Annotated in this window: 14 protein-coding genes; 6 read left to right on the top strand and 8 right to left on the bottom strand. The window is 70.1% G+C overall.

Features of this window, described 5'->3' with window-relative positions:
* Positions 1 to 34: 34 nt before the first annotated feature.
* Positions 35 to 1,543 carry a glycosyltransferase 87 family protein gene (locus AB0A90_RS06950; protein WP_357242925.1) on the top strand — a complete coding sequence of 503 codons (1,509 nt, stop codon included), beginning with the start codon at positions 35 to 37 and terminating at the stop codon, positions 1,541 to 1,543.
* Between the two features lie 120 nt (positions 1,544 to 1,663).
* On the opposite strand, the gene AB0A90_RS06945 is transcribed toward AB0A90_RS06950, so the two are convergent.
* Both AB0A90_RS06945 and AB0A90_RS06940 read right to left on the bottom strand, forming a co-directional pair.
* Positions 1,664 to 4,168, bottom strand: coding sequence for a hypothetical protein (locus tag AB0A90_RS06945; RefSeq protein ID WP_357242922.1), 2,505 nt, complete (start codon positions 4,166 to 4,168; stop codon positions 1,664 to 1,666).
* A complete protein-coding gene (locus AB0A90_RS06940) occupies positions 4,165 to 4,956 on the bottom strand; it encodes a deoxyribonuclease IV (protein ID WP_357242919.1) in 792 nt (263 codons plus the stop codon). Before AB0A90_RS06940 ends, AB0A90_RS06945 begins: the two co-directional genes overlap by 4 nt.
* A gap of 638 nt (positions 4,957 to 5,594) precedes the next feature.
* On the opposite strand from AB0A90_RS06940, the gene rpsF reads away from it, so the two are divergent.
* The 4 genes from rpsF to rplI all read left to right on the top strand — a co-directional run bounded on the left by rpsF (position 5,595) and on the right by rplI (position 7,244).
* Positions 5,595 to 5,885, top strand: a complete 291-nt coding sequence (gene rpsF / locus AB0A90_RS06935) for a 30S ribosomal protein S6 (RefSeq protein WP_036391391.1) — start codon at positions 5,595 to 5,597, stop codon at positions 5,883 to 5,885.
* An 80-nt stretch (positions 5,886 to 5,965) separates the two neighbouring features.
* The gene (locus AB0A90_RS06930) at positions 5,966 to 6,502 is read left to right on the top strand and encodes a single-stranded DNA-binding protein (RefSeq protein ID WP_181518404.1); all 537 of its coding nucleotides are present in this window, start codon (positions 5,966 to 5,968) and stop codon (positions 6,500 to 6,502) included.
* Positions 6,502 to 6,783, top strand: coding sequence for a 30S ribosomal protein S18 (rpsR, locus tag AB0A90_RS06925; RefSeq protein WP_051723758.1), 282 nt, complete (start codon positions 6,502 to 6,504; stop codon positions 6,781 to 6,783). The genes AB0A90_RS06930 and rpsR overlap by 1 nt, the downstream gene beginning before the upstream one ends.
* Before the next feature lie 14 nt (positions 6,784 to 6,797).
* The gene (rplI, locus tag AB0A90_RS06920; RefSeq protein ID WP_357242916.1) at positions 6,798 to 7,244 is read left to right on the top strand and encodes a 50S ribosomal protein L9; all 447 of its coding nucleotides are present in this window, start codon (positions 6,798 to 6,800) and stop codon (positions 7,242 to 7,244) included.
* 119 nt (positions 7,245 to 7,363) lie between these two features.
* On the opposite strand, the gene AB0A90_RS06915 is transcribed toward rplI, so the two are convergent.
* Entirely contained in the window at positions 7,364 to 8,914 is a 1,551-nt protein-coding gene (locus AB0A90_RS06915) for a hypothetical protein (protein WP_357242913.1), read from the bottom strand.
* A gap of 396 nt (positions 8,915 to 9,310) precedes the next feature.
* Here AB0A90_RS06915 and dnaB point away from each other — a divergent pair, with 396 nt between their 5' ends.
* The gene (gene dnaB, locus AB0A90_RS06910) at positions 9,311 to 12,133 is read left to right on the top strand and encodes a replicative DNA helicase (protein WP_357242910.1); all 2,823 of its coding nucleotides are present in this window, start codon (positions 9,311 to 9,313) and stop codon (positions 12,131 to 12,133) included.
* A gap of 22 nt (positions 12,134 to 12,155) precedes the next feature.
* On the opposite strand, the gene AB0A90_RS06905 is transcribed toward dnaB, so the two are convergent.
* From AB0A90_RS06905 to AB0A90_RS06885, 5 genes are all read right to left on the bottom strand, one after another.
* Positions 12,156 to 12,830: a maleylpyruvate isomerase N-terminal domain-containing protein gene (locus tag AB0A90_RS06905; protein WP_357242907.1), complete on the bottom strand. Its 675-nt coding sequence runs from the start codon at positions 12,828 to 12,830 to the stop codon at positions 12,156 to 12,158.
* Positions 12,831 to 12,935: 105 nt separating this feature from the next.
* Positions 12,936 to 13,310 carry a zf-TFIIB domain-containing protein gene (locus AB0A90_RS06900; RefSeq protein WP_357242904.1) on the bottom strand — a complete coding sequence of 125 codons (375 nt, stop codon included), beginning with the start codon at positions 13,308 to 13,310 and terminating at the stop codon, positions 12,936 to 12,938.
* Positions 13,311 to 13,332: 22 nt separating this feature from the next.
* Positions 13,333 to 13,965, bottom strand: a complete 633-nt coding sequence (locus AB0A90_RS06895) for a phosphoribosyltransferase (protein ID WP_357242901.1) — start codon at positions 13,963 to 13,965, stop codon at positions 13,333 to 13,335.
* 41 nt (positions 13,966 to 14,006) lie between these two features.
* A complete protein-coding gene (locus tag AB0A90_RS06890; RefSeq protein ID WP_357242898.1) occupies positions 14,007 to 15,344 on the bottom strand; it encodes a glycosyltransferase family 87 protein in 1,338 nt (445 codons plus the stop codon).
* Between the two features lie 67 nt (positions 15,345 to 15,411).
* Positions 15,412 to 17,940 carry a bifunctional diguanylate cyclase/phosphodiesterase gene (locus tag AB0A90_RS06885; RefSeq protein WP_357242895.1) on the bottom strand — a complete coding sequence of 843 codons (2,529 nt, stop codon included), beginning with the start codon at positions 17,938 to 17,940 and terminating at the stop codon, positions 15,412 to 15,414.
* Between the last annotated feature and the right edge of the window lie 32 nt (positions 17,941 to 17,972).

Genomic DNA, 17,972 nt, shown 5'->3' with positions numbered 1-17,972 from the left:
CGACCACCCCGGTCATACGGCAGGATGCCTTCTCATGAGCACCCAGTCGACGCCCGGCATCGACGACGCCGGAACCACCGACCACCCGTCCCGATCCGACGGGTTCGTCCGCGGCCTCTCCGGCGCGATCGGCGGCCCACTGGGCGACCACGCGACCGCGCTGGACCAGCCGGCCGGCCAGGAGCGTCGCTTCTGGACCGCCGTCCGGATCGTGCTGGCCCTGGCCTGCCTCACCCTTGCGCTGCACTGGGTGCAGAAGTCGCCCTGCCAGGACGGTGCCTGGCAGAACAACGTCCAGTACAACCGGTTCTGCTACACCGACGTCCTCGCCCTGTACTACGCCGAAGGGCTCAACGAGGGCAAGGTGCCCTACCGTGACCACCCGGTGGAGTACCCGGTACTGACCGGCTACTTCATGGGCGCGCTGGGCCTGCCGGTGCACGCCGTCGGTGCCGGCGACCCGAGCATCAACCAGGGCCAGTGGTTCTACAACCTCAACGCGCTGGTGCTGGGCGCGCTGGCGGTGGCCACGGTGGCGGTGCTCCTGGCGCTGCGCCGCAGACGACCCTGGGACGCCGCGCTGTTCGCACTCGCCCCGGCGCTGGTGCTCACCGCCACCGTCAACTGGGACCTGCTGGCCATCGGGCTGGCCGCCTTCGGCCTGCTGGCCTGGGCCCGAAAACGACCCGCGCTCGCCGGCGTACTACTCGGACTGGCCGGCGCGGCGAAGCTGTGGCCGTTGTTCCTGCTCGGGCCGATCCTCGTTCTCGCGCTGCGGGCCGACCGGCTCCGCGCCGCGCTCACCGCCACCGGTACGGCGGTCGCCGCCGTGGTGCTGGTGAACCTGCCCGCCGCACGGGCCTACCCGGACAACTGGGACCGGTTCTTCGAGCTGAACACCACCCGGCCGATCGACTGGGGCACCCTCTGGTACATCGGGCGCTACCTGGACGGCAAGGTCGGCAACGACCCCGGCCAACTCGGCCCGTTCGAGTGGCTGAACGCCAACATCCCCACCCTCAACAACCTCTCGTACGCGCTGTTCGGGTTGGCCTGCCTCGGTGTGGCCGTGCTTGCGTTGCGGGCGCCGCGCCGACCGCGGCTGGGTCAGCTCGCCTTCCTGGTGGTCGCGGCGTTCCTCATCTTCAGCAAGGTCTGGTCGCAGCAGTTCGTGCTGTGGCTCCTGCCGCTGGTGGTGCTGGCCCGACCCAAGTGGGGTGCCTTCCTGGCCTGGCAGATCGCCGAGGTCTGCTACTTCGTCGCCTTCTACGGTGAGCTGCTCGGCGCGGCCACCACCCGCCCGGTCTTTCCGGAGGGGGTGTTCGTGCTGGCCTCGACGTTGCGGCTGACCACCGTGGTCGTGCTCTGCGTGTTCGTCATCAAGGAGATCCTGCACCCCGAGCGGGACGTGGTGCGGGCCACCTACCCGGACGACCCGGACGGCGGCGTCCTCGACGGCGCACCGGATGCGCCGTGGCTGGACCGCTGGCGCCGCAGAGAGACGAGCAGCGAACCCCGACCCGAGCCCGCCGCAGCTACCTGACAATTAGGCCGAACGCGGCCTGCACCACGTCGGGGTTTTTCGGGGGAGCCCGCCCGGCGCAGGGATCAAGCCTGACCGCCCGGAGCCGGGTGGGCTCCCCCGAAAACCCGCCCTAAAGCTTCACAGGCGATAGACGACCGCGTCCCCGACTTCCTGGCGGGTGATGCCGAGCGACTCGACAGGCGCGTCGATGGTGATCTCCCACGGCGTGCCGGGCACCTGGTCGCGCAGCAGCACCACCGTCCGGACGCCGAGCGTGCGTAGGTAGTCGACGCTTGTCTGGTTGGGGAACGACTGGCTCACCCGACGGACGTCGTCAAGCTGACGGGGTGTGAAGCCGCTGCCGCCGTTGACCACATCGGGGAACCCGCTGGTCGACCAGAGCATCACGTGCTGATCCAGGTTCTGGCTGCTGGGCAGCACCAGCAGTGGTCCCTCGGCCGAACGCAGCGCGGCCGGCTGGGTCGGCACCACCGGATGCGGGGTGCTGTTCAGGCCCTCGACGGTCACCAGCAGCAGCGGCAGCAGCGTGGCCATCCGCAGCCACGGCCCCGGCCACGACGGGATCCGCTGCGCGGTCAGCTCACGAACCCGGTCGGTGAGCGCGGTGACCGCTCCCGCCGCGAGCAGGCCCAGCAACAACGTGGTCCACAACATCAACCGACCAGGGGTACGCAGAGCACTCCAGCCCGGCACGTGCTCGAAGAGCGGCACGTAGGTGAAGGTGCCGTCGAAGAAACGGGTGCCCATCGCGAAGGCCATCGTCACCAGCACCCCGGCGAGCAGCAGCAGCCGGTGCCGCAGCCGCCAGACCGAGAAGAACAGCCCACCCAGGGCGAGCGCGTAGAGCACGTAGCCCGGCAACAGGGTCATCTCCGGGTGCCATGGCAGCGCCGCACGGGCACCCTCGTGCAGTCCACCCCAGATCCGCGACTCCGCCGGCGCCGTCACGAAACCCGACGCCGGCGGCGAGAAGATGCTGACGTCGTCGATGGTGCGCTCGGCGTACGGGTGCAGCTCGGTGACCCGGAAGAACGGGAACGCCAGGAGCACACCCACACCGGCGAACAACACCCCACCGAGCACGTTCGCGACGATCAACCGGCGACCGAAGGGCACGGCCTGGCGGGTGCGCAGCCGCCGCACGACGAAGAGGACGACGGCGACCAGCACCGTGCCGCCGAGGATGTACGCGAACGGCAGCCCGATGCCGAAGCCGAGGCTGAGCTGCCAGGCCGCCACCAGCCAGCCGCCGTAGACCCACCCGTCGTGCCGCTGCTCGGGTCGGTAACCGTGCCGCAGTGACCAGCCGTGCCCGCGCGCCAGCATCGCCAACGCCAGCGGAATCCCGCCGTTGGAGAGCACGTGCAGATGCCCGGCCTGGGACAGCAGCCACGGCGCGTAGGTGTAGGTGACGCCGGCGACAGCGGCGCCGATCCGGCCGGCGCCGAGCTGCCGAGCCAGGGCGTACGCCCCGAACGTGGCGAGCGCGTGCGCCAGCACGAACATGATGTTGTAGCGCAGGATCGCGTCCTCGGGGCCGCTGCCGAGCATCCCCGCCGGGGCGTACCCGAGCAGCGTGTCGGAGAACGCGAAGCTCCACAGCTCGGGGAAGAACGTGTTGGACTGCCACAGGTGCGCCGGGTCGGTCAGCAGGATGTGCCCCGACCAGGCCATCTGCCAGGCCTGCAGGCTCGGATCCCAGTAGTCCTGCGGGAGTGTGTAGCGCGGGTAGCGCAACGTCGGCCAGGTCATAAGCACGGCCAGTGCCAGCGCGCCGAGGGCGGCCAGGGTCCACTCGTGGATCAGGAACCGGCCGACGGCGCGGCTGGACCGGGTGAGGATGGAGGGCTTCGGCTCCGGAGCGGAAGCGAACGCCTCCCAACGATCCGGGTCGGCCGGCTTCGTCTTGCCATCGGCCTGTGCCGGACCGTCGGCGTCGCCCGCCTTGCCATTCTTGGCCGTACCGCCGGTCTTGGTCGCGTCGTCCTTCGTGTCGCCGTCCTTGACCGGTTCATCGACCTTGGTGGCGTCTGCTTTGGTGTCGCCGTCCTTGACCGCGTCATCGACCTTGGTGGCGTCTGCTTTGGTATCGCCGTCCTTGACCGGGTCGCCGTCGTTGACGGTACCGGCCTTGGCGCTCTCCCCCTTGGCCGCTTTGCCGCGTCGGGTCAGGCGGTTGATCCAGCCCCGCTTGGGCGCGTCCGTGCCGGCGACGTCCGGGGTCTTACCGCTGGCTTCGGCCGTACCGCTGGTCTTGGCTGTGTCGCTGGTCTTGGCCGTACCGCTGGCTTCGGCCGCGTCGCTGGCTTTGCCCGTACCGCCGGTCTTGGTCGTGTCGTCCTTCGCGGGGCCGGGTTCGATGTCGCCGGTGGCGGCGCTGGCACCCGTGGGCTTGCCGTTCGTCGCCGGTGCGGGCTTCGCGCCGTCGGTCGATCGCGCGGGTCGCCCGGGGCCGTCCGCGGTCGTCGCAGCCGTGGTGGAGACGGGCGCGCTGTCGGCGTCGGAGGTGCCGGTCGGCCGGGTCGGGCTGCCCGTCGTGGACGCGGTGGCGGGCTGCTTCCCGGCATCCGGGCCGGCGGAGGAGGGCTGGGCCTTACCGGTCCCGGGCTGTCCGGTCGTCATGCTGCCCGGCTCTCCGTCCCGAGCTGCTGACGGAGGAAGTCGATGTCGGCGGCCTGACCGGCCACGCCTCCCGGTGTCTCGACGACCACCGGCGCCCCGGCCGCCCGAATCACCGCCACCACCAGTTCCGGGTCGATCGTTCCGCCGCCCAGGTTGTCGTGCCGGTCCTGGCCGGAGTTGAACGCGCCCTTGGAGTTGTTGGCGTGGACCAGGTCGATCCGTCCGGTGATCGCCTTGACCCGGTCGACGAGCCCGAGCAACTCCTCACCGCCCGCGTACGCGTGGCAGGTGTCCAGGCAGAAGCCGACCTCGTGATCACCGATGGCGTCCCAGAGTCGGGCGAGTGCGTCCAGTCGTCGGGCGCACGCGTTGTCGCCCCCGGCGGTGTTCTCGATCAGGACCGGCAGGCCGAAGCCGCCGGAGTCGGCGGCGTACGCGAAGGTCTTGCGCCAGTTGTCGAAGCCGACGGCCAGGTCGTCCCCGGCGTTGACGTGCCCGCCGTGGACGATCAGGCCCTTGGCGCCGATCGCGGCCGCGGCGTTGGCATGCCCGAGCAGCAGCTTCCGGCTCGGAATCCGGATGCGGTTGTTGAGGGTCGCCACGTTGATGACGTACGGCGCGTGCACGTAGAGGTCGACCTCGGCCGCGCGCAGCCGCTCGGCGTCTTCCCGAGGCTTGGGCGCCTTCCACCCCTGCGGGTCGGCGAGGAAGAACTGCACGGTGTCGGCGGACCGGGCAGCCGCCTCCGCCAGCGGGTCGGTCGAATCGACGTGGGCTCCGATACGCATGCGAGCGAGCCTACGTCGCGACCCTGACCGCCGCCGCGACGGTCGGGGCGGTGTCGTGGGTCGTCGACGTCACCGCTCGGACCGACGGTCGTTGATGGGATTGAACCGGCGACCACTGCCCGGTCAGCAGGCGGCGCGAGCGCCGCGTACGGCGACCGGGGTCGACGGCCGACAGCGAGGTTGCCTCCGCCACGCGGCCCGGCGCGGCGGGGGCGGCCCCCTCGTCCGGCAGATTCCGACCGTTGAAGAATCTCGGAAATTTGTGCTTTTTCCTCCGACAAGGTACGAGTGCTGTTGTATCGTCAGATAACAACACGATAAAGCTCCGCGGGGCGTCTCCGGTCCAACCTCATCGGTGTGGTCGTTCCTCCCCAGGTCCCACCCAAGGAATGCGGACGGGACGCCCCGCGGCCTCGTAGGACGGGGGTCCACCACCGACCGGTGCACGGTCGGACGGTGGACCCCCGTCAGCCTGTCCGGGTGCCGACCCGACCTCCCCGGGCATGATCGTTCGGACCGGGTATCCTGGTCAGGTTGTCCGCGTCCGGTCGGGTTCCCTCGGCGCGTGCGGGCAACGACACAAGACCTCCTGCCACGGAAGGACCGTGGCCGCTTAGCCCACAGGAGGTGAGCACGTCTTGCGTCACTACGAACTAATGGTCATCCTCGATTCCAGCCTCGAGGAGCGCACCGTCGCACCGTCGCTCGACACGTACCTGAACGTGATTCGGACCGCGGGTGGCTCGGTTGAGAAGACCGACGTGTGGGGCCGCAGGCGCCTCGCGTACGAGATCAACAAAAAGGCCGAAGGCATCTACGCCGTCATCGACCTGCAGGCCACGCCTGCTGCGGTGGCCGAGCTGGACCGTCAGCTCCGGCTCAACGAGTCCGTGCTGCGCACCAAGGTCATCCGACCGGAAATGCGCTAGAGCATCCAACCCCGGTTCGTCCGGATCAGCCTCCGCGACTCTGTCGTACGGCTCTGCGAGCCTGTACGACGAGACGCTGAGTGCGCGAGGAGATGGTCATGGCAGGAGACACCACCATCACGGTCATCGGCAATCTGACCGATGACCCCGAGTTGCGGTTCACCCCCTCCGGGGCTGCGGTCGCCAAGTTCCGAGTCGCTTCGACGCCCCGTTTCATGGACAAGGCGTCGAACGAATGGAAGGATGGCGAGCCGCTGTTCCTCGCATGCACCGTGTGGCGGCAGGCCGCCGAGCACGTCGCCGAGTCGCTGCAGCGTGGCGCTCGGGTGATCGTGTCGGGCCGGCTGCGTCAGCGGTCGTACGAGACCCGCGAGGGTGAGAAGCGCACTGTCATCGAGCTTGAGGTCGACGAGATCGGCCCGTCGCTGCGCTACGCCACGGCGAAGGTGCAGAAGATGTCCCGCTCCGGCGGCGGTGGCGGCGGCTTCGGTGGCGGCGGTGGCGGTGGCAACCAGGGCGGCGGCGGAGGCAACTTCGACGACCCCTGGGCTTCGGCTGCTCCTTCTCCCGCGCGTGCCGGTTCGGGCGCCAATTTTGACGAGGAGCCACCGTTCTAATGGCGCCTAGCGCTCGCGATCGCAAACCAGGAGCACGTGCAACGGCCAAGGCTGCGGCACTGCGCAAGCCGAAGAAGAAGGTGAACCCGCTCGACAAGGACGGGATCGCCTACATCGATTACAAGGACACCGCGCTGCTGCGCAAGTTCATCTCCGATCGCGGCAAGATCCGCGCTCGTCGGGTGACCGGCGTGACCTCGCAGCAGCAGCGGCAGATCGCCCGTGCGGTCAAGAACGCCCGTGAGATGGCGCTCCTGCCCTACACGGCCACCACCCGCTGAGAGGAGGCACCGATATGAAGATCATCCTGACTCAGGAAGTGTCCGGCCTCGGTGCCCCGGGCGACGTCGTCGAGGTCAAGGACGGCTACGGCCGTAACTACCTGCTGCCGCAGGGCTTCGCGATCGCCTGGACCAAGGGCGCGGAAAAGCAGGTCACGGTCATCAAGCGGGCCCGTGGGGCCCGCGAGATCCGCGACCTCGACCACGCCAACGAGGTCAAGGCTCAGCTCGAGGGTCTCAAGGTCAACCTGAAGGTCCGCGCCGGCGACGGCGGGCGGCTCTTCGGCTCGGTCACTCCGGCCGAGATCGTCGACGCCGTCAAGGCGGCCAGCGGCCCGGTCCTCGACCGTCGCCGGCTGGAGGTGCCCGGTCACATCAAGTCGACCGGCACCTACCCGGTGAAGATCAAGCTGCACCCCGACGTGACCGCGTCGTTCAACCTGAACGTCCTTCAGGGCTGACGTCCGCGACACCACCACGAGGGCCCGCACCGAGCGATCGGTGCGGGCCCTCGTGCGTACGTCGTCCGCACCACGCTCAGGTGCTGTCCCCGCGCGACACGGCCCCGACTCTCAGCCGCTCACCCGATCGGTTGACCGGTCACCACGCTGATCAGCACCGTGGACAGGCCACCACCCACCACCGCCGCGGCCAACGCGATGGTCGCCGAACGCCACGTCGTGCCCACCCGACGCAGCAGCGCCGCCACCACCAGACTGCTCACCAGCGCCAACCCGAAACGCGGCGAGCCGGCGAGCAGCGACCCCAACGCACGGGACCGAGGTGAGTCACACCCGCCCCCGCTGATGTCGGTCACACAACCAGCCGGCGCCTGACTGTCCAACGTCAACAGCCACACGAAGATCAGCACCGCCGGCGTCAGGTAACAGGCCGCCGTGTACAGCAACGGCCGGAACGGCCCACCCGGATCCGGGTCGAGCAGGTCGTCCTCCAAGCGGCGAGCCCACGCGCCCGTGGCCGCCGACTCGACCCGCCGACGCACCGACGCCGCCCCGGCCGCCGGCCGGTCCGCCCGACGCCGTGGCGCACCCACAGGTGGCACAGCCGCGCTGCGCGGCCTCGGGGCCGTGTAGCCCACCACCGGCGAGCGGGGCGCAGACGGCAGCGGATCAGTCCAGCGGGGGTCATCGCCGGCCAGCCGGGTGCCAGGCCAGAAGCTGTCGTCCCGGGCCGGCCAACCCTCCGCCTCGGCAGCCCGATCGGAGCGCGGCGGCAGCGTACGGTCCCAACTGTCGTCCTCGACGACGGACCGCTCCCATTGACCGGTGCGGTCGGACCGCTCCCAACCACCGACGCTCTCCACCGCCGACCACTGCTCGCTCAGATCCGTGCCGTCAGCACCGGCACCGGGCGGCCACGCGTGCACCCCCGAGGCGTCCCACGGATCCACCGCGGGCGGGTACGACGGCTCCGGCTCGACCACCCGATCCGACCCCCGTGCCCACGGGTCGGCCGCCGGCCGGGACCACGACTCCTCCGCCGCGCGACGGCTGCGCCGGGTGGGTCGGGTCGGCTCCGGATCCGGCACCGGCTTGCTCGGAGCGGACTCCAACTCCCCGCCCGACCAGATCACCTGCGGACGGCCAGCCGGCGCGCGGCGGGGACGGCGGTCCGGGAAAACGCCGGAAACCGGCTCGTCCTCCCCGGCGTTGGCGCGTCGGCGGCCCGCGTACCCCTGGTCCTGCGGACGGTCGAGCGTCCACTCCCGGGTGTGGTCCGACTCGGGGGCCGCGCCGATCGCCGCCTGCTCCCGCCAACTCGTCTCGCTGCCCCGCCGACGACTGCCCGACGACTCGATGGACCGCCTTCCGGCACCGGAAATCGGGGGCTCGGCCTCGCGTTCGGGCTCGGCCTCATCCTCGTCCGGTGCCGCGTGGCGACCGCCGCCGTCAGCGTGCCGGACACCCGACTCCAGAGCCCACCGGGGCAGGTAGGCGTCGACGGGCTCGTCCTGGCCGCGGTCCAATGCGCGCCGTCGACTGGAGGTGCGGTAGCGACCGTCCTCGTCGTACGGATCAACCGGAAGAGACGCCGCGCGCTCACCCCACGAGGCGGTCGGCTGGCGCTCGCGCGGGCTGCCATCCCCGCGTCCCCAGTCCCGGTAACTCACGGCCGGAGTGTGACCCTTCTGAACCGAAAGCGGAATCCGCTGTCCAGGTGTAGCCGTTCGCTGGAGATAGTACGGGACGATCGTGTCACAGGCCCGACCGAAATATTCTCCTCCACAGGCTGGGGAGTATGTTCCAGCAGGTCAGCGGCCTAGGGCCGAGAATTCCCCAATGGTTATCCACAGGCTGTGCACACCCTGCGCACATCATGTCCCCCGGCATCCACAGGTTGTCCCGAGGCTCGTCCACCGGCGTTGTTGAGTCTCTGACCTCGGGGTCCGTATGGTTGGCCCCCGACCGCCGGCGCGATGGCCCCCGATCGACCGGCCCGGTCGGACGGAAGTGTCAGACCCCAGCGGTAGAGCTGGAATCAGATCCGACGCACTGGAGGGGGACCCGTGTCGGTCACCGACGACAGGCGGGCGGAGTCACGATCCGGCGGCGGCCAGACATCCGCGCCGCGCGACGGTCAGTTCGACAAGACTCCACCCCAGGACGTCGCCGCGGAGCAGTGCGTCCTCGGCGGCATGCTGCTCTCCAAGGACGCCATCGCCGACGTCGTCGAGATCCTCAAGACCAACGACTTCTACCGGCCGGTGCACGCCACCATTTTCGACATCATCCTCGACATCTACGGGCGGGGTGAGCCGGCCGACCCGATCACCGTGGCCGCCGCCCTGACCGACTCCGGCGATCTGGCCCGCATCGGCGGCGCGCCCTACCTGCACACCCTCATCGCCAGCGTGCCGACCGCCGCGAACGCGGCCTACTACGCGCGCATCGTCAGCGAACGCGCTGTGCTGCGCCGGTTGGTCGAGGCTGGCACCAAGATCGTGCAGCTGGGCTACGGCACCGCCAGCGGCGGCAGCCGTGACGTCGACGACGTCGTGGACCTCGCCCAGCAGGCCGTCTACGACGTCACCGAACGGCGGGTCAGCGAGGACTTCGCGATCCTGGCCGACATGTTGCAGCCGACGCTCGACGAGATCGAGGCGGTGGGCGCGACCGGCGGCATGATGACCGGCGTCCCCACCGGCTTCAGCGACCTGGACCGACTGCTCAACGGCCTGCACGCCGGCCAATTGATCATCGTGGCCGGCAGGCCGGGTTTGGGCAAGGCGCTCGCGCTCGACACCCCACTGCCGACCCCGGATGGCTGGACCACCATGGGTGAGGTCAAGGCCGGCGATCAACTTCTGGCGGCGGACGGCAGACCCACCACGGTCACACACGCCTTCGACGTCATGCACGACCGCCCCTGCTACGAGGTGGAGTTCTCCGACGGCACGGTCATCGTGGCCGACGCGGAACACCTGTGGAAGACGACCAGTCGGGCCAGCCGGCGGCAGGGGCCGGCGCGGCAGAGGCGGCACTGGTCCGAATCGGCGCTGACCAACGTTCGCACGGCACACGAGCGGCTGAGCTCCCTGCGGAATCAGCCGATCACTCTCTTCGACACGATTGAACAGGTCGGCCCAGAGTTTCGGCATGTCCTGCACACCGTGGCCCGTGAGGTCGGATCGGTCGGTCGGATCAGCCGTCCCATCGTTCGCAACGGCAAGCCGCAGAACTGGACTGCGCCCGGCTATCCGGCTGGTCCGCTCCTGGGCGCGCTCCTGGAACGAGCCGAGCGGGAGGTCAACGCCGGCAGCCGGGTCGACCACGACGGCGTCGTCACCACCGCCGAGATCGCAGCCACGCTGCGCACCGACACCGCCCAGCGGCGGCTCAACCATGCCGTACGGAACTGCGCTCCCATCCAACTTCCGGACCGTGAGCTGCTGGTCCCGCCCTACACCTTGGGGACGTGGCTCGGTGATGGGCACAGCGACGCCAGCCGCTTCACAACGGCAGATCCGGAGATGGTCACGCACGTGGAGGCGGACGGCTTCGTCGTGCGGCCCAACGGACCGATGGTCTACACCATTCTGCCGCAGCCCACGTCCGCTGCTCCGGGGAACGGTGTCTGCGTGGACTGCGGCGTTTCCACCAGGGCGTTGCGAGAGAATTCAGCGACCCGGAAGTGTGCCGACTGCCGTCACCGGAACGGTTCCTTCCTCGGCCTCCTGCGTCAGGTCGGGGTAGCGGGGAACAAGCACATCCCGGGCGTCTATCTGCGTGCCTCGGAGGCTCAGCGCAGGGCGTTGCTCGCCGGGCTGATGGACACCGATGGAGCCGTCGCTCCCTCCGGCAACCTGCAGTACACGTCGACCTCGAAGCGGCTGGCTGACGACGTACGCGAACTCATCGTCAGCCTCGGCTACCGCTGCACCGTCAACACGAAGCCGGTGCGCGGCCGCACCCGCGAGTCGTCGATCGCGTACACGTTGAACTTCTCCACCCCCGATGTCATCTTCCGGCTGAGGCGCAAGCAAGACGCACACGCCGAACGTCGCCGTACCACCTCCGACGTTCGAACCACCTCGCGGTTCATCGTCGACGTCCGACCGGTCCCCAGCGTTCCGGTGCGGTGCGTGACCGTCGACAACGACGACCACCTGTACCTGGCCAGCCGGGCGATGATCCCCACCCACAACAGCACCGCCAGCATGGACTTTGCCCGGAATGCTGCTATTCGCGCCAACCAGGCTGCCGCGATCTTCTCGCTGGAAATGAGCAAGGTCGAGATCGTCATGCGACTGCTCTCCGCCGAGGCGCGGGTCCCGCTGCACGTGCTGCGCAGTGGCCAGCTCTCCGACGACGACTGGACCAAGCTGGCCCGGTGCATGGGTGAGATCAGCGAGGCGCCGCTCTTCGTCGACGACACGCCGAGCATGAACCTGATGGAGATCCGGGCCAAGGCCCGGCGGTTGAAGCAGCGGCACGACCTCAAGATGATCGTGGTCGACTATCTCCAGCTGATGACCTCGCCGAAGCGCACCGAGAGCCGCCAGCAAGAGGTCGCGGACCTGTCCCGTGGCCTGAAGCTGCTGGCCAAGGAGGTCGAGTGCCCGGTGATCGCGGTCAGCCAGCTGAACCGTGGCCCCGAGCAGCGCACCGACAAGCGACCCCAGCTGTCCGATTTGCGTGAATCGGGATCAATTGAGCAAGATGCCGACGTTGTTATTCTTTTGCACCGCGACGACTACTACGACAAGGAGTCGCCGCGGGCGGGCGAGGCGGATTTCATTGTTGCCAAGCATCGGAATGGACCAACTGACACCGTGACCGTGGCGGCGCAGTTGCACCTGTCGCGGTTCGTGGACATGGCCATCGGCTGACCGGCGCGGCACCTGCTGTCGGTCAGCCGAGCAGCGGAAACCAGCCCGCTGACTCGCCCAGCTCCAGCCGGTCCCGATCGGTGAGCGGTACGCGCCCGGTGGCCTTCAGCAGGAAGTCCTGGTCGTCCCAACCAACGGGGCGTACCGTGTCGTCGCTGAGCAGGCCCTCCATGGTGGTCACCGCGACCCGCGCGGCCAGCGGGCCGGGCGGTGGCGCGGCGGGCAGTTCCGGGGTCAGATCCAGGTGGTGGACGACAGCCTCGGTGGTCAGAGTGGCGAGGAAGTCGGGTACGCGCAGCACGTGCCCCTGCGTGGTCACGTACCCCTCGGGGTTTGCCGACCTGGCGGCGCGGACCGCCGCGGGCGCGGTGTCCCGCCAGAGCTGGACGATCCCGGTCGGACGGTCGAACGCGGCGGCCGACCGGCGGACCCACCAGGCGTGCCGGTTGCTCTCGTCGCCGGCCGGAAAGTCGCGCCAGTAGCTGACGTCGTCGACGTCGGCCGGCCCGTCAACGGGGCTGGCGAGTGCGACAAGCGCGCGCTGGGCGTCGCCGAGTACGTGCAGGAGCAGGTCCGCGACCAGCCAGCCCCGGCAGCGGGTGGCTCGTTGCAGGCCGGCGTCGTCCAGGTCGCGGACCACCGCGGTGATCCCGTCGTACGCCTGGGCCAGCGCCTCGTCCGGTCGGATCGTGGTCATGCGATTCAGCCTCGCATGAACCATCGCGCCCGCCAACGTTCGACGGCCCGGGTGGTGTGCCCGGGCCGACACGTGGATCGACCCGGGCGGGAAGGCCGTTCTGGATCAGCCGAACATGTCGTCGAGGAAGCCCTTGCGCTTCTTCTGCCGGTAGTGGCCGTGGTAGCCGTGGTGCTGCTGCTGGCCGTAGGCCGGCTGCGGCGGGTAGCCGTGGGCGGGCGGGGGCGGCGGCGGGACGGCACCGTATCCGGGCTGGTGCGGAGGCGGCGGAGGCGGGTAGCCGGCCGGCTGGTGGGTGGGCTGCGGCGGTGCGCCACCGGTCTGTTGGCGGCTCCAGTTGGCCTCCGCCTCGAACAGCTTCTCCAACTCGCCGCGGTCCAGGAAGATGCCTCGGCATTCCCCGCACTGGTCGATCACGACGCCGCTGCGCTCGTACTGACGCATTTCTCCGTGACACTTGGGGCAGGTGAGACTACTCATCGCCCGACGGTACCTGGTGGACCTATGCAGTTGCTGTGAGCGCCTCGGTGACTTCTTCGTCGGAGACCTCGTGGAAGTCGTCGTAGTAGACGCTCACCGCGCCGAAGTCCGGTGGGCGTTGGGCACAGATGACCTGGTCCGCCTCCGCGGCGAGAAGTTCGTACGCCTCCTGTGCGCCGACCGGGACGGCGACCACGACCCGGTGTGCTCCGAGGTGGCGGACGACCTGCACGGCGGCGCGGGCGGTCGCACCGGTGGCCAGGCCGTCGTCGATGATCAGCGCGGTCCGGCCGGTGAGGTCCAGTTGTGCGCGACCGCCTCGGTAGAGCCGTTCCCGCCGGGCCAGTTCGGCCTGTTCCCGTTGGCTGACCTCGGCGATGTCGTCGCTGCTGAGTCGGCTGGCCACCGCGTCGTTGAGCACCTGGACCCCGCCCGGCCCGAGTGCCCCGAAGGCGACCTCCCGGGCCCACGGCATGCCGAGTTTGCGGACGACGAGCACGTCAAGTGGTGCGCCGAGTCGTTCGGCGACGACCCGGGCGACCGGTACGCCGCCGCGGACGAGGCCGAGGACGACCACGTCCGGATCGCCGACGAGCGCGGTGAGCCGTTCGGAGAGCACCCGGCCGGCGTCGGCCCGGTCGCGGTACGTCGTCATGCCTTCAGGTCTACGCCCTGGCGGGGCGTTCCGCCCAGCAGTTACGCCGATGTGGTCCGAGCGGGCAGGTCGGGAAGCGGGGTGGCCGGCGTGTCGACCGGGCGGTGCAGGGCGGGTGCCCAGGTGAGCAGGGCCATGGGGTAGAGCAGGTACCCGAAGCGGGTCGAGGGCATCAGGGCGATGGCGGCGAGTAGCCCGTACCCGCAGATGAGCGCGGTGGCGACGGCGGTGCGGGGCGGGCGGCGGGCGAGCCGGACGGCGATGGTCGCTCCGGCGGCGACCAGCAGCGCGGCGGCGACGAGCCGGCCGGCGGGTAGCGCGGTGGCGATCAGGTAGCCGGGAAAGGGGGACTGCGCGGGGCTGGTGACCAGGCCGTGGCCGAGGGGGAAGCGCAGCACGTTCTCGGTGAGCGCGTCACGGTCGACGAGGATGGCGGGGATCAGGGCGGCGACGGGTAGGCCGATCGCGCCGGCGGCGACCCGGGTGCCGGCGCGCTGGGTGAGGCCCCAGACGATCAGGACCAGCGCCACCGGCCAGGCGAAGAGCTTCAGCGCGCCGGCGAGCCCGACCGCGAGGCCGGCCCGACCGGGTCGGTCGGCGGCGGCGAGTGCGAGGGCAAGCAGGCAGAGCGCGAGTACGGGGAGGTCGTCGCCGCCGGTGGCGAGGGTGAGGGCACAGATGGGCAGTACGGTGGCGGCCTGCACGCCGCGCAGCAGCGCGGAGTCCCGCCGGTGAGCCGCCGGGGCGGGGAGGGCGGTGGCCGGTGTGGTGCGTAGGGCGGTCACCGCCAGGGTGAGCGCCAGCGCGGTGCCGACCGCGAACCAGACCCGGGAGTCGGTCCACCAGGTGTCGGCCAGTGCCCTGGGCAGCCCGAACATCGCCATGCCGGGTTGGTACGGGGTGTAGCCGAGCAGTTGCTCGCCGGGTGGCAGGGCAGCGATCGCGTCGGGTCCGAGGTACGGGGTGCCGTGCTCCAGGAGGCGGGTGCCGGCGTGCTCCACGACCAGGACTTCTTCCTGCGCCCGGTCGGTGCGTCCGTTGGCCCGCTCGATGCTCTGCCAGAGCAGGGGGAGCAGTGCGGTGCCTGCCCAGGTGAGGCCGGTGATCGTCCAGCGGGCTACGAGACCGACCAGCCGTGCGGTCGGGTGGTGTCGGCGGAGCAGGAGTTGGGTGAGCACCGCCAGCGTCGCCACCAGGTATCCGACGGCGGCGATCGCGCCCCAGGCCCGGTGCGGGAGGAGGGTCGACGTGACCGCGGTGATCGCGGCGAAGATGGTCGAGACGGCGTAGAGGCTGAGGTCGACGGCGAGCCCGCCGGCGGCGGTGTCGAGCCTCCGCCAGTGCCAGGGGCGGCGGGCGGTCGGGGCGTCGGCGATCACGGGCGCCAGTCTGGCAGACCGGGCGGCACCTGCACCGGATCGTGTGGTGCGGTCGGCCGGTCCCCGGTCAGGCGGGCAGGTGCGGGAGGCGGGCGCGGGCGGCCTGGCGGCGGTTCTGGCTCAGCCGGATCACCGCGCCGGCGTCGTGCAGTGGTGCGACGAGGGCGCCGGGACGTCCGCCGGAGCCGCGCTGCATCGCCGCGAGCAGGGTGCCGGCGGGCACCGGCCGCGAGAACAGGTGGCCCTGGCCGGCGACGCAGCCCAACTCCCAGAGGGCCCGCCGTTGCGGTTCGCTCTCCACCCCCTCGGCCACCACCGCCAGGTCGAGACTGCGACCCAGGTCGAGGGTGGAGCGGATGACAGCGGCGGCCTCCGCTGAGCTGTCCATCGTCGTTACGAAGCTTCGGTCGATCTTCAGCTCGTGTACGGGGATGCGGGAGAGGAGTGAGAGCGAGGAGTAGCCGGTGCCGAAGTCGTCCAACGCCAACCGGACGCCCTCGTCGCGCAGCCGGCTGAGTACCCGGTCGACCACGTCGAGTTGGCTGAGCGTGAGCGTCTCGGTCAACTCCAGCACCAGCCGGTCCGCGGGGAGGTCGTGAGCGCGCAGACGGGCCAGCACGGAGCCGGGGAACCGCGCGTCGAGCAGGCTGCGGGGGGACACGTTCACCGCGACCGGTACGTCGAAGCCGGCGTCACGCCAGGTGGTGGCCGCGATCAGTGCCTGGTCGAGGATCGCCTCGGCGAAGGCCGGCAGCAGACCGGAGCGCTCCACCGCCTCCAGGAAGCGCAGCGGGTCGATCATGCCGTGGGTGGGGTGGCGCCAGCGGGCCAACGCCTCGGCACTCGTCACCTCGCCGGTGCCCAGGTCGACGATCGGTTGGAAGTTGACGATGAACTCGTGGTCGGCGACCGCCCGGGGCAGGTCACCACCGAGGGTGAGGCGGCCCAGGTCGGCGGTGTCGCGGGTGGTGGCGTAGGTGGAGATTCGCTGCCCGGCACGCTTCGCCTGGTACATGGCCACGTCGGCGCGGCGCAGCAGCTCGGTCATGCCACCGTTGGACGGGGCGACGGAGATGCCGCCGCTGGCTTCGACGCTGATCCGCATGCCGTCCAGTTCGAACGGCTCGTGCAGGGCGGCGAGGAGCGTCTCGGCGCGATGCGCGGCCACCGCCGGGGCCGGCAGCCCGCGCAGGAGTACGGCGAACTCGTCGCCGCCGAGGCGGGCCACCAGGTCGCTCGCCCGTGCGGCGCCTCGTAACCGGTCGGCGACCTGCACCAGCACCTGGTCGCCGGCGGCGTGACCGAGGGTGTCGTTGACTTCCTTGAAGTGGTTGAGGTCGATCAGCACCAGTGCGGTGACCCCGTCGGCGTGTCGGGCGCTCAACTGTGTGGTGCCCTCGTCGAGGAGGTGCCGGCGGTTGGCCAGTCCGGTCAGTGCGTCGTGGGTGGCGGCGTAGGCGTGTTCGTTGGCGACCCGGGCCAGTTCGGCGTACGCCTGGGCGTTGCGGACGGCGGTGCAGAGCGCGGAGGCGAAGGTGCGCAGGGTGTACTGCTCCCGTTCGGAGAGCTGCACCGGGCCGCGGAAGCGTAGTCGGAGCATGCCGATGTCGACGGTGCGGTCGTGCCCTTCGAGCGGGGTGGGGATGACGGTGCGGTGCACGTCGCTGGGTGTGCCGATGGGACCGTCGAAGGTGATGCCGCCGGTGCCGCCGCGCACGGCGCGGTCACCGTCGCGCAGCTCGATCTCGACCTCGTCGGCGGAGAACAGTTCGGCGGCCTGGGTGACGGCGGTGGTCAGGACATTGTCCAGGTCGACCACGTTGAGCGCGTCAGTGGTGCGAGCGAGCCGCTGCCACGCCTGCTGCTCCGTCCTGGAACGGATTCTCGTGGAGTAGGCCAGGTGCAGGCTGAGCACGAGCGGTGGAACGGCGACCAGGAGTCGCAGGTCGGCTTGGAGGAGGAGCAGGGTGCAGATGGTGACGAGGAACCGCAGCGCCACACCGACGCCTCGTAGGTCCCAGTTTGTGCGGAATTGCTGACGAATGCTGCTGCCGGAGGCTATCGCGATGACCGGGATCGCGATGAGCTCGTCGAGCACCGTGGCGACGAGATAGGCGAGGGCTATTGGGCCGACGAGACGAATGAAGTCGGTGAGCTTTGCGGGGGGCCAGGTCCAGTCCAGCGCTACGAGGGTCAGCCCCGCGCCGGCAGCAACGATGGTGTTCTTTCCGATGCTGAACGCCATCTTGATCGGCGCCAGGCGCTGGACGGCGAAGGCCGCCGCCACCCCAACGGCCGTGCACAGCACGACCCAGGGCGCTGGAGCGATCGCCACTCCGACGACGATCGCAGTCTCACTCCAGGTGATCTGGTGCGTGGTCGATCGGATTCTCACCCTTGCATTGACCATCGTGGCAACGGCGATCATGGGGATGAGTGCTATTACAGTCGCAACCTCGGTCCCGGTTGCCGGGAGCGCGGTAAGCGCCGCCACCAGGGAGAACGCACAAACCACCGAAGCTACAACGACGATGACGCCGATGATCAGAGTTAGTCGTCGATGATCTTCTCGGTCGTTCTGCGCTTGGGTTTGCATGCCGCTCCCGAGGGTGCCCGGTTCGCTCCTGG

Source organism: Micromonospora sp. NPDC049204, from assembly GCF_040647935.1.
Taxonomy (GTDB): domain Bacteria; phylum Actinomycetota; class Actinomycetes; order Mycobacteriales; family Micromonosporaceae; genus Micromonospora.
The sequence above is the reverse complement of the archived record's forward strand: the minus strand, read 5'-3'. Positions and strand labels throughout refer to the sequence as shown.

What these genes read in the sequence shown, in the direction of transcription:
- AB0A90_RS06950 (WP_357242925.1), top strand. Translation starts at nt 35, where the DNA reads ATGAGCACCCAGTCGACGCCCGGCATCGACGACGCCGGAACCACCGAC.
- AB0A90_RS06945 (WP_357242922.1), bottom strand. Translation starts at nt 4,168, where the DNA reads ATGACGACCGGACAGCCCGGGACCGGTAAGGCCCAGCCCTCCTCCGCC.
- AB0A90_RS06940 (WP_357242919.1), bottom strand. Translation starts at nt 4,956, where the DNA reads ATGCGTATCGGAGCCCACGTCGATTCGACCGACCCGCTGGCGGAGGCG.
- rpsR (WP_051723758.1), top strand. Translation starts at nt 6,502, where the DNA reads ATGGCGCCTAGCGCTCGCGATCGCAAACCAGGAGCACGTGCAACGGCC.
- rplI (WP_357242916.1), top strand. Translation starts at nt 6,798, where the DNA reads ATGAAGATCATCCTGACTCAGGAAGTGTCCGGCCTCGGTGCCCCGGGC.
- AB0A90_RS06905 (WP_357242907.1), bottom strand. Translation starts at nt 12,830, where the DNA reads ATGACCACGATCCGACCGGACGAGGCGCTGGCCCAGGCGTACGACGGG.
- AB0A90_RS06900 (WP_357242904.1), bottom strand. Translation starts at nt 13,310, where the DNA reads ATGAGTAGTCTCACCTGCCCCAAGTGTCACGGAGAAATGCGTCAGTAC.
- AB0A90_RS06895 (WP_357242901.1), bottom strand. Translation starts at nt 13,965, where the DNA reads ATGACGACGTACCGCGACCGGGCCGACGCCGGCCGGGTGCTCTCCGAA.
- AB0A90_RS06885 (WP_357242895.1), bottom strand. Translation starts at nt 17,940, where the DNA reads ATGCAAACCCAAGCGCAGAACGACCGAGAAGATCATCGACGACTAACT.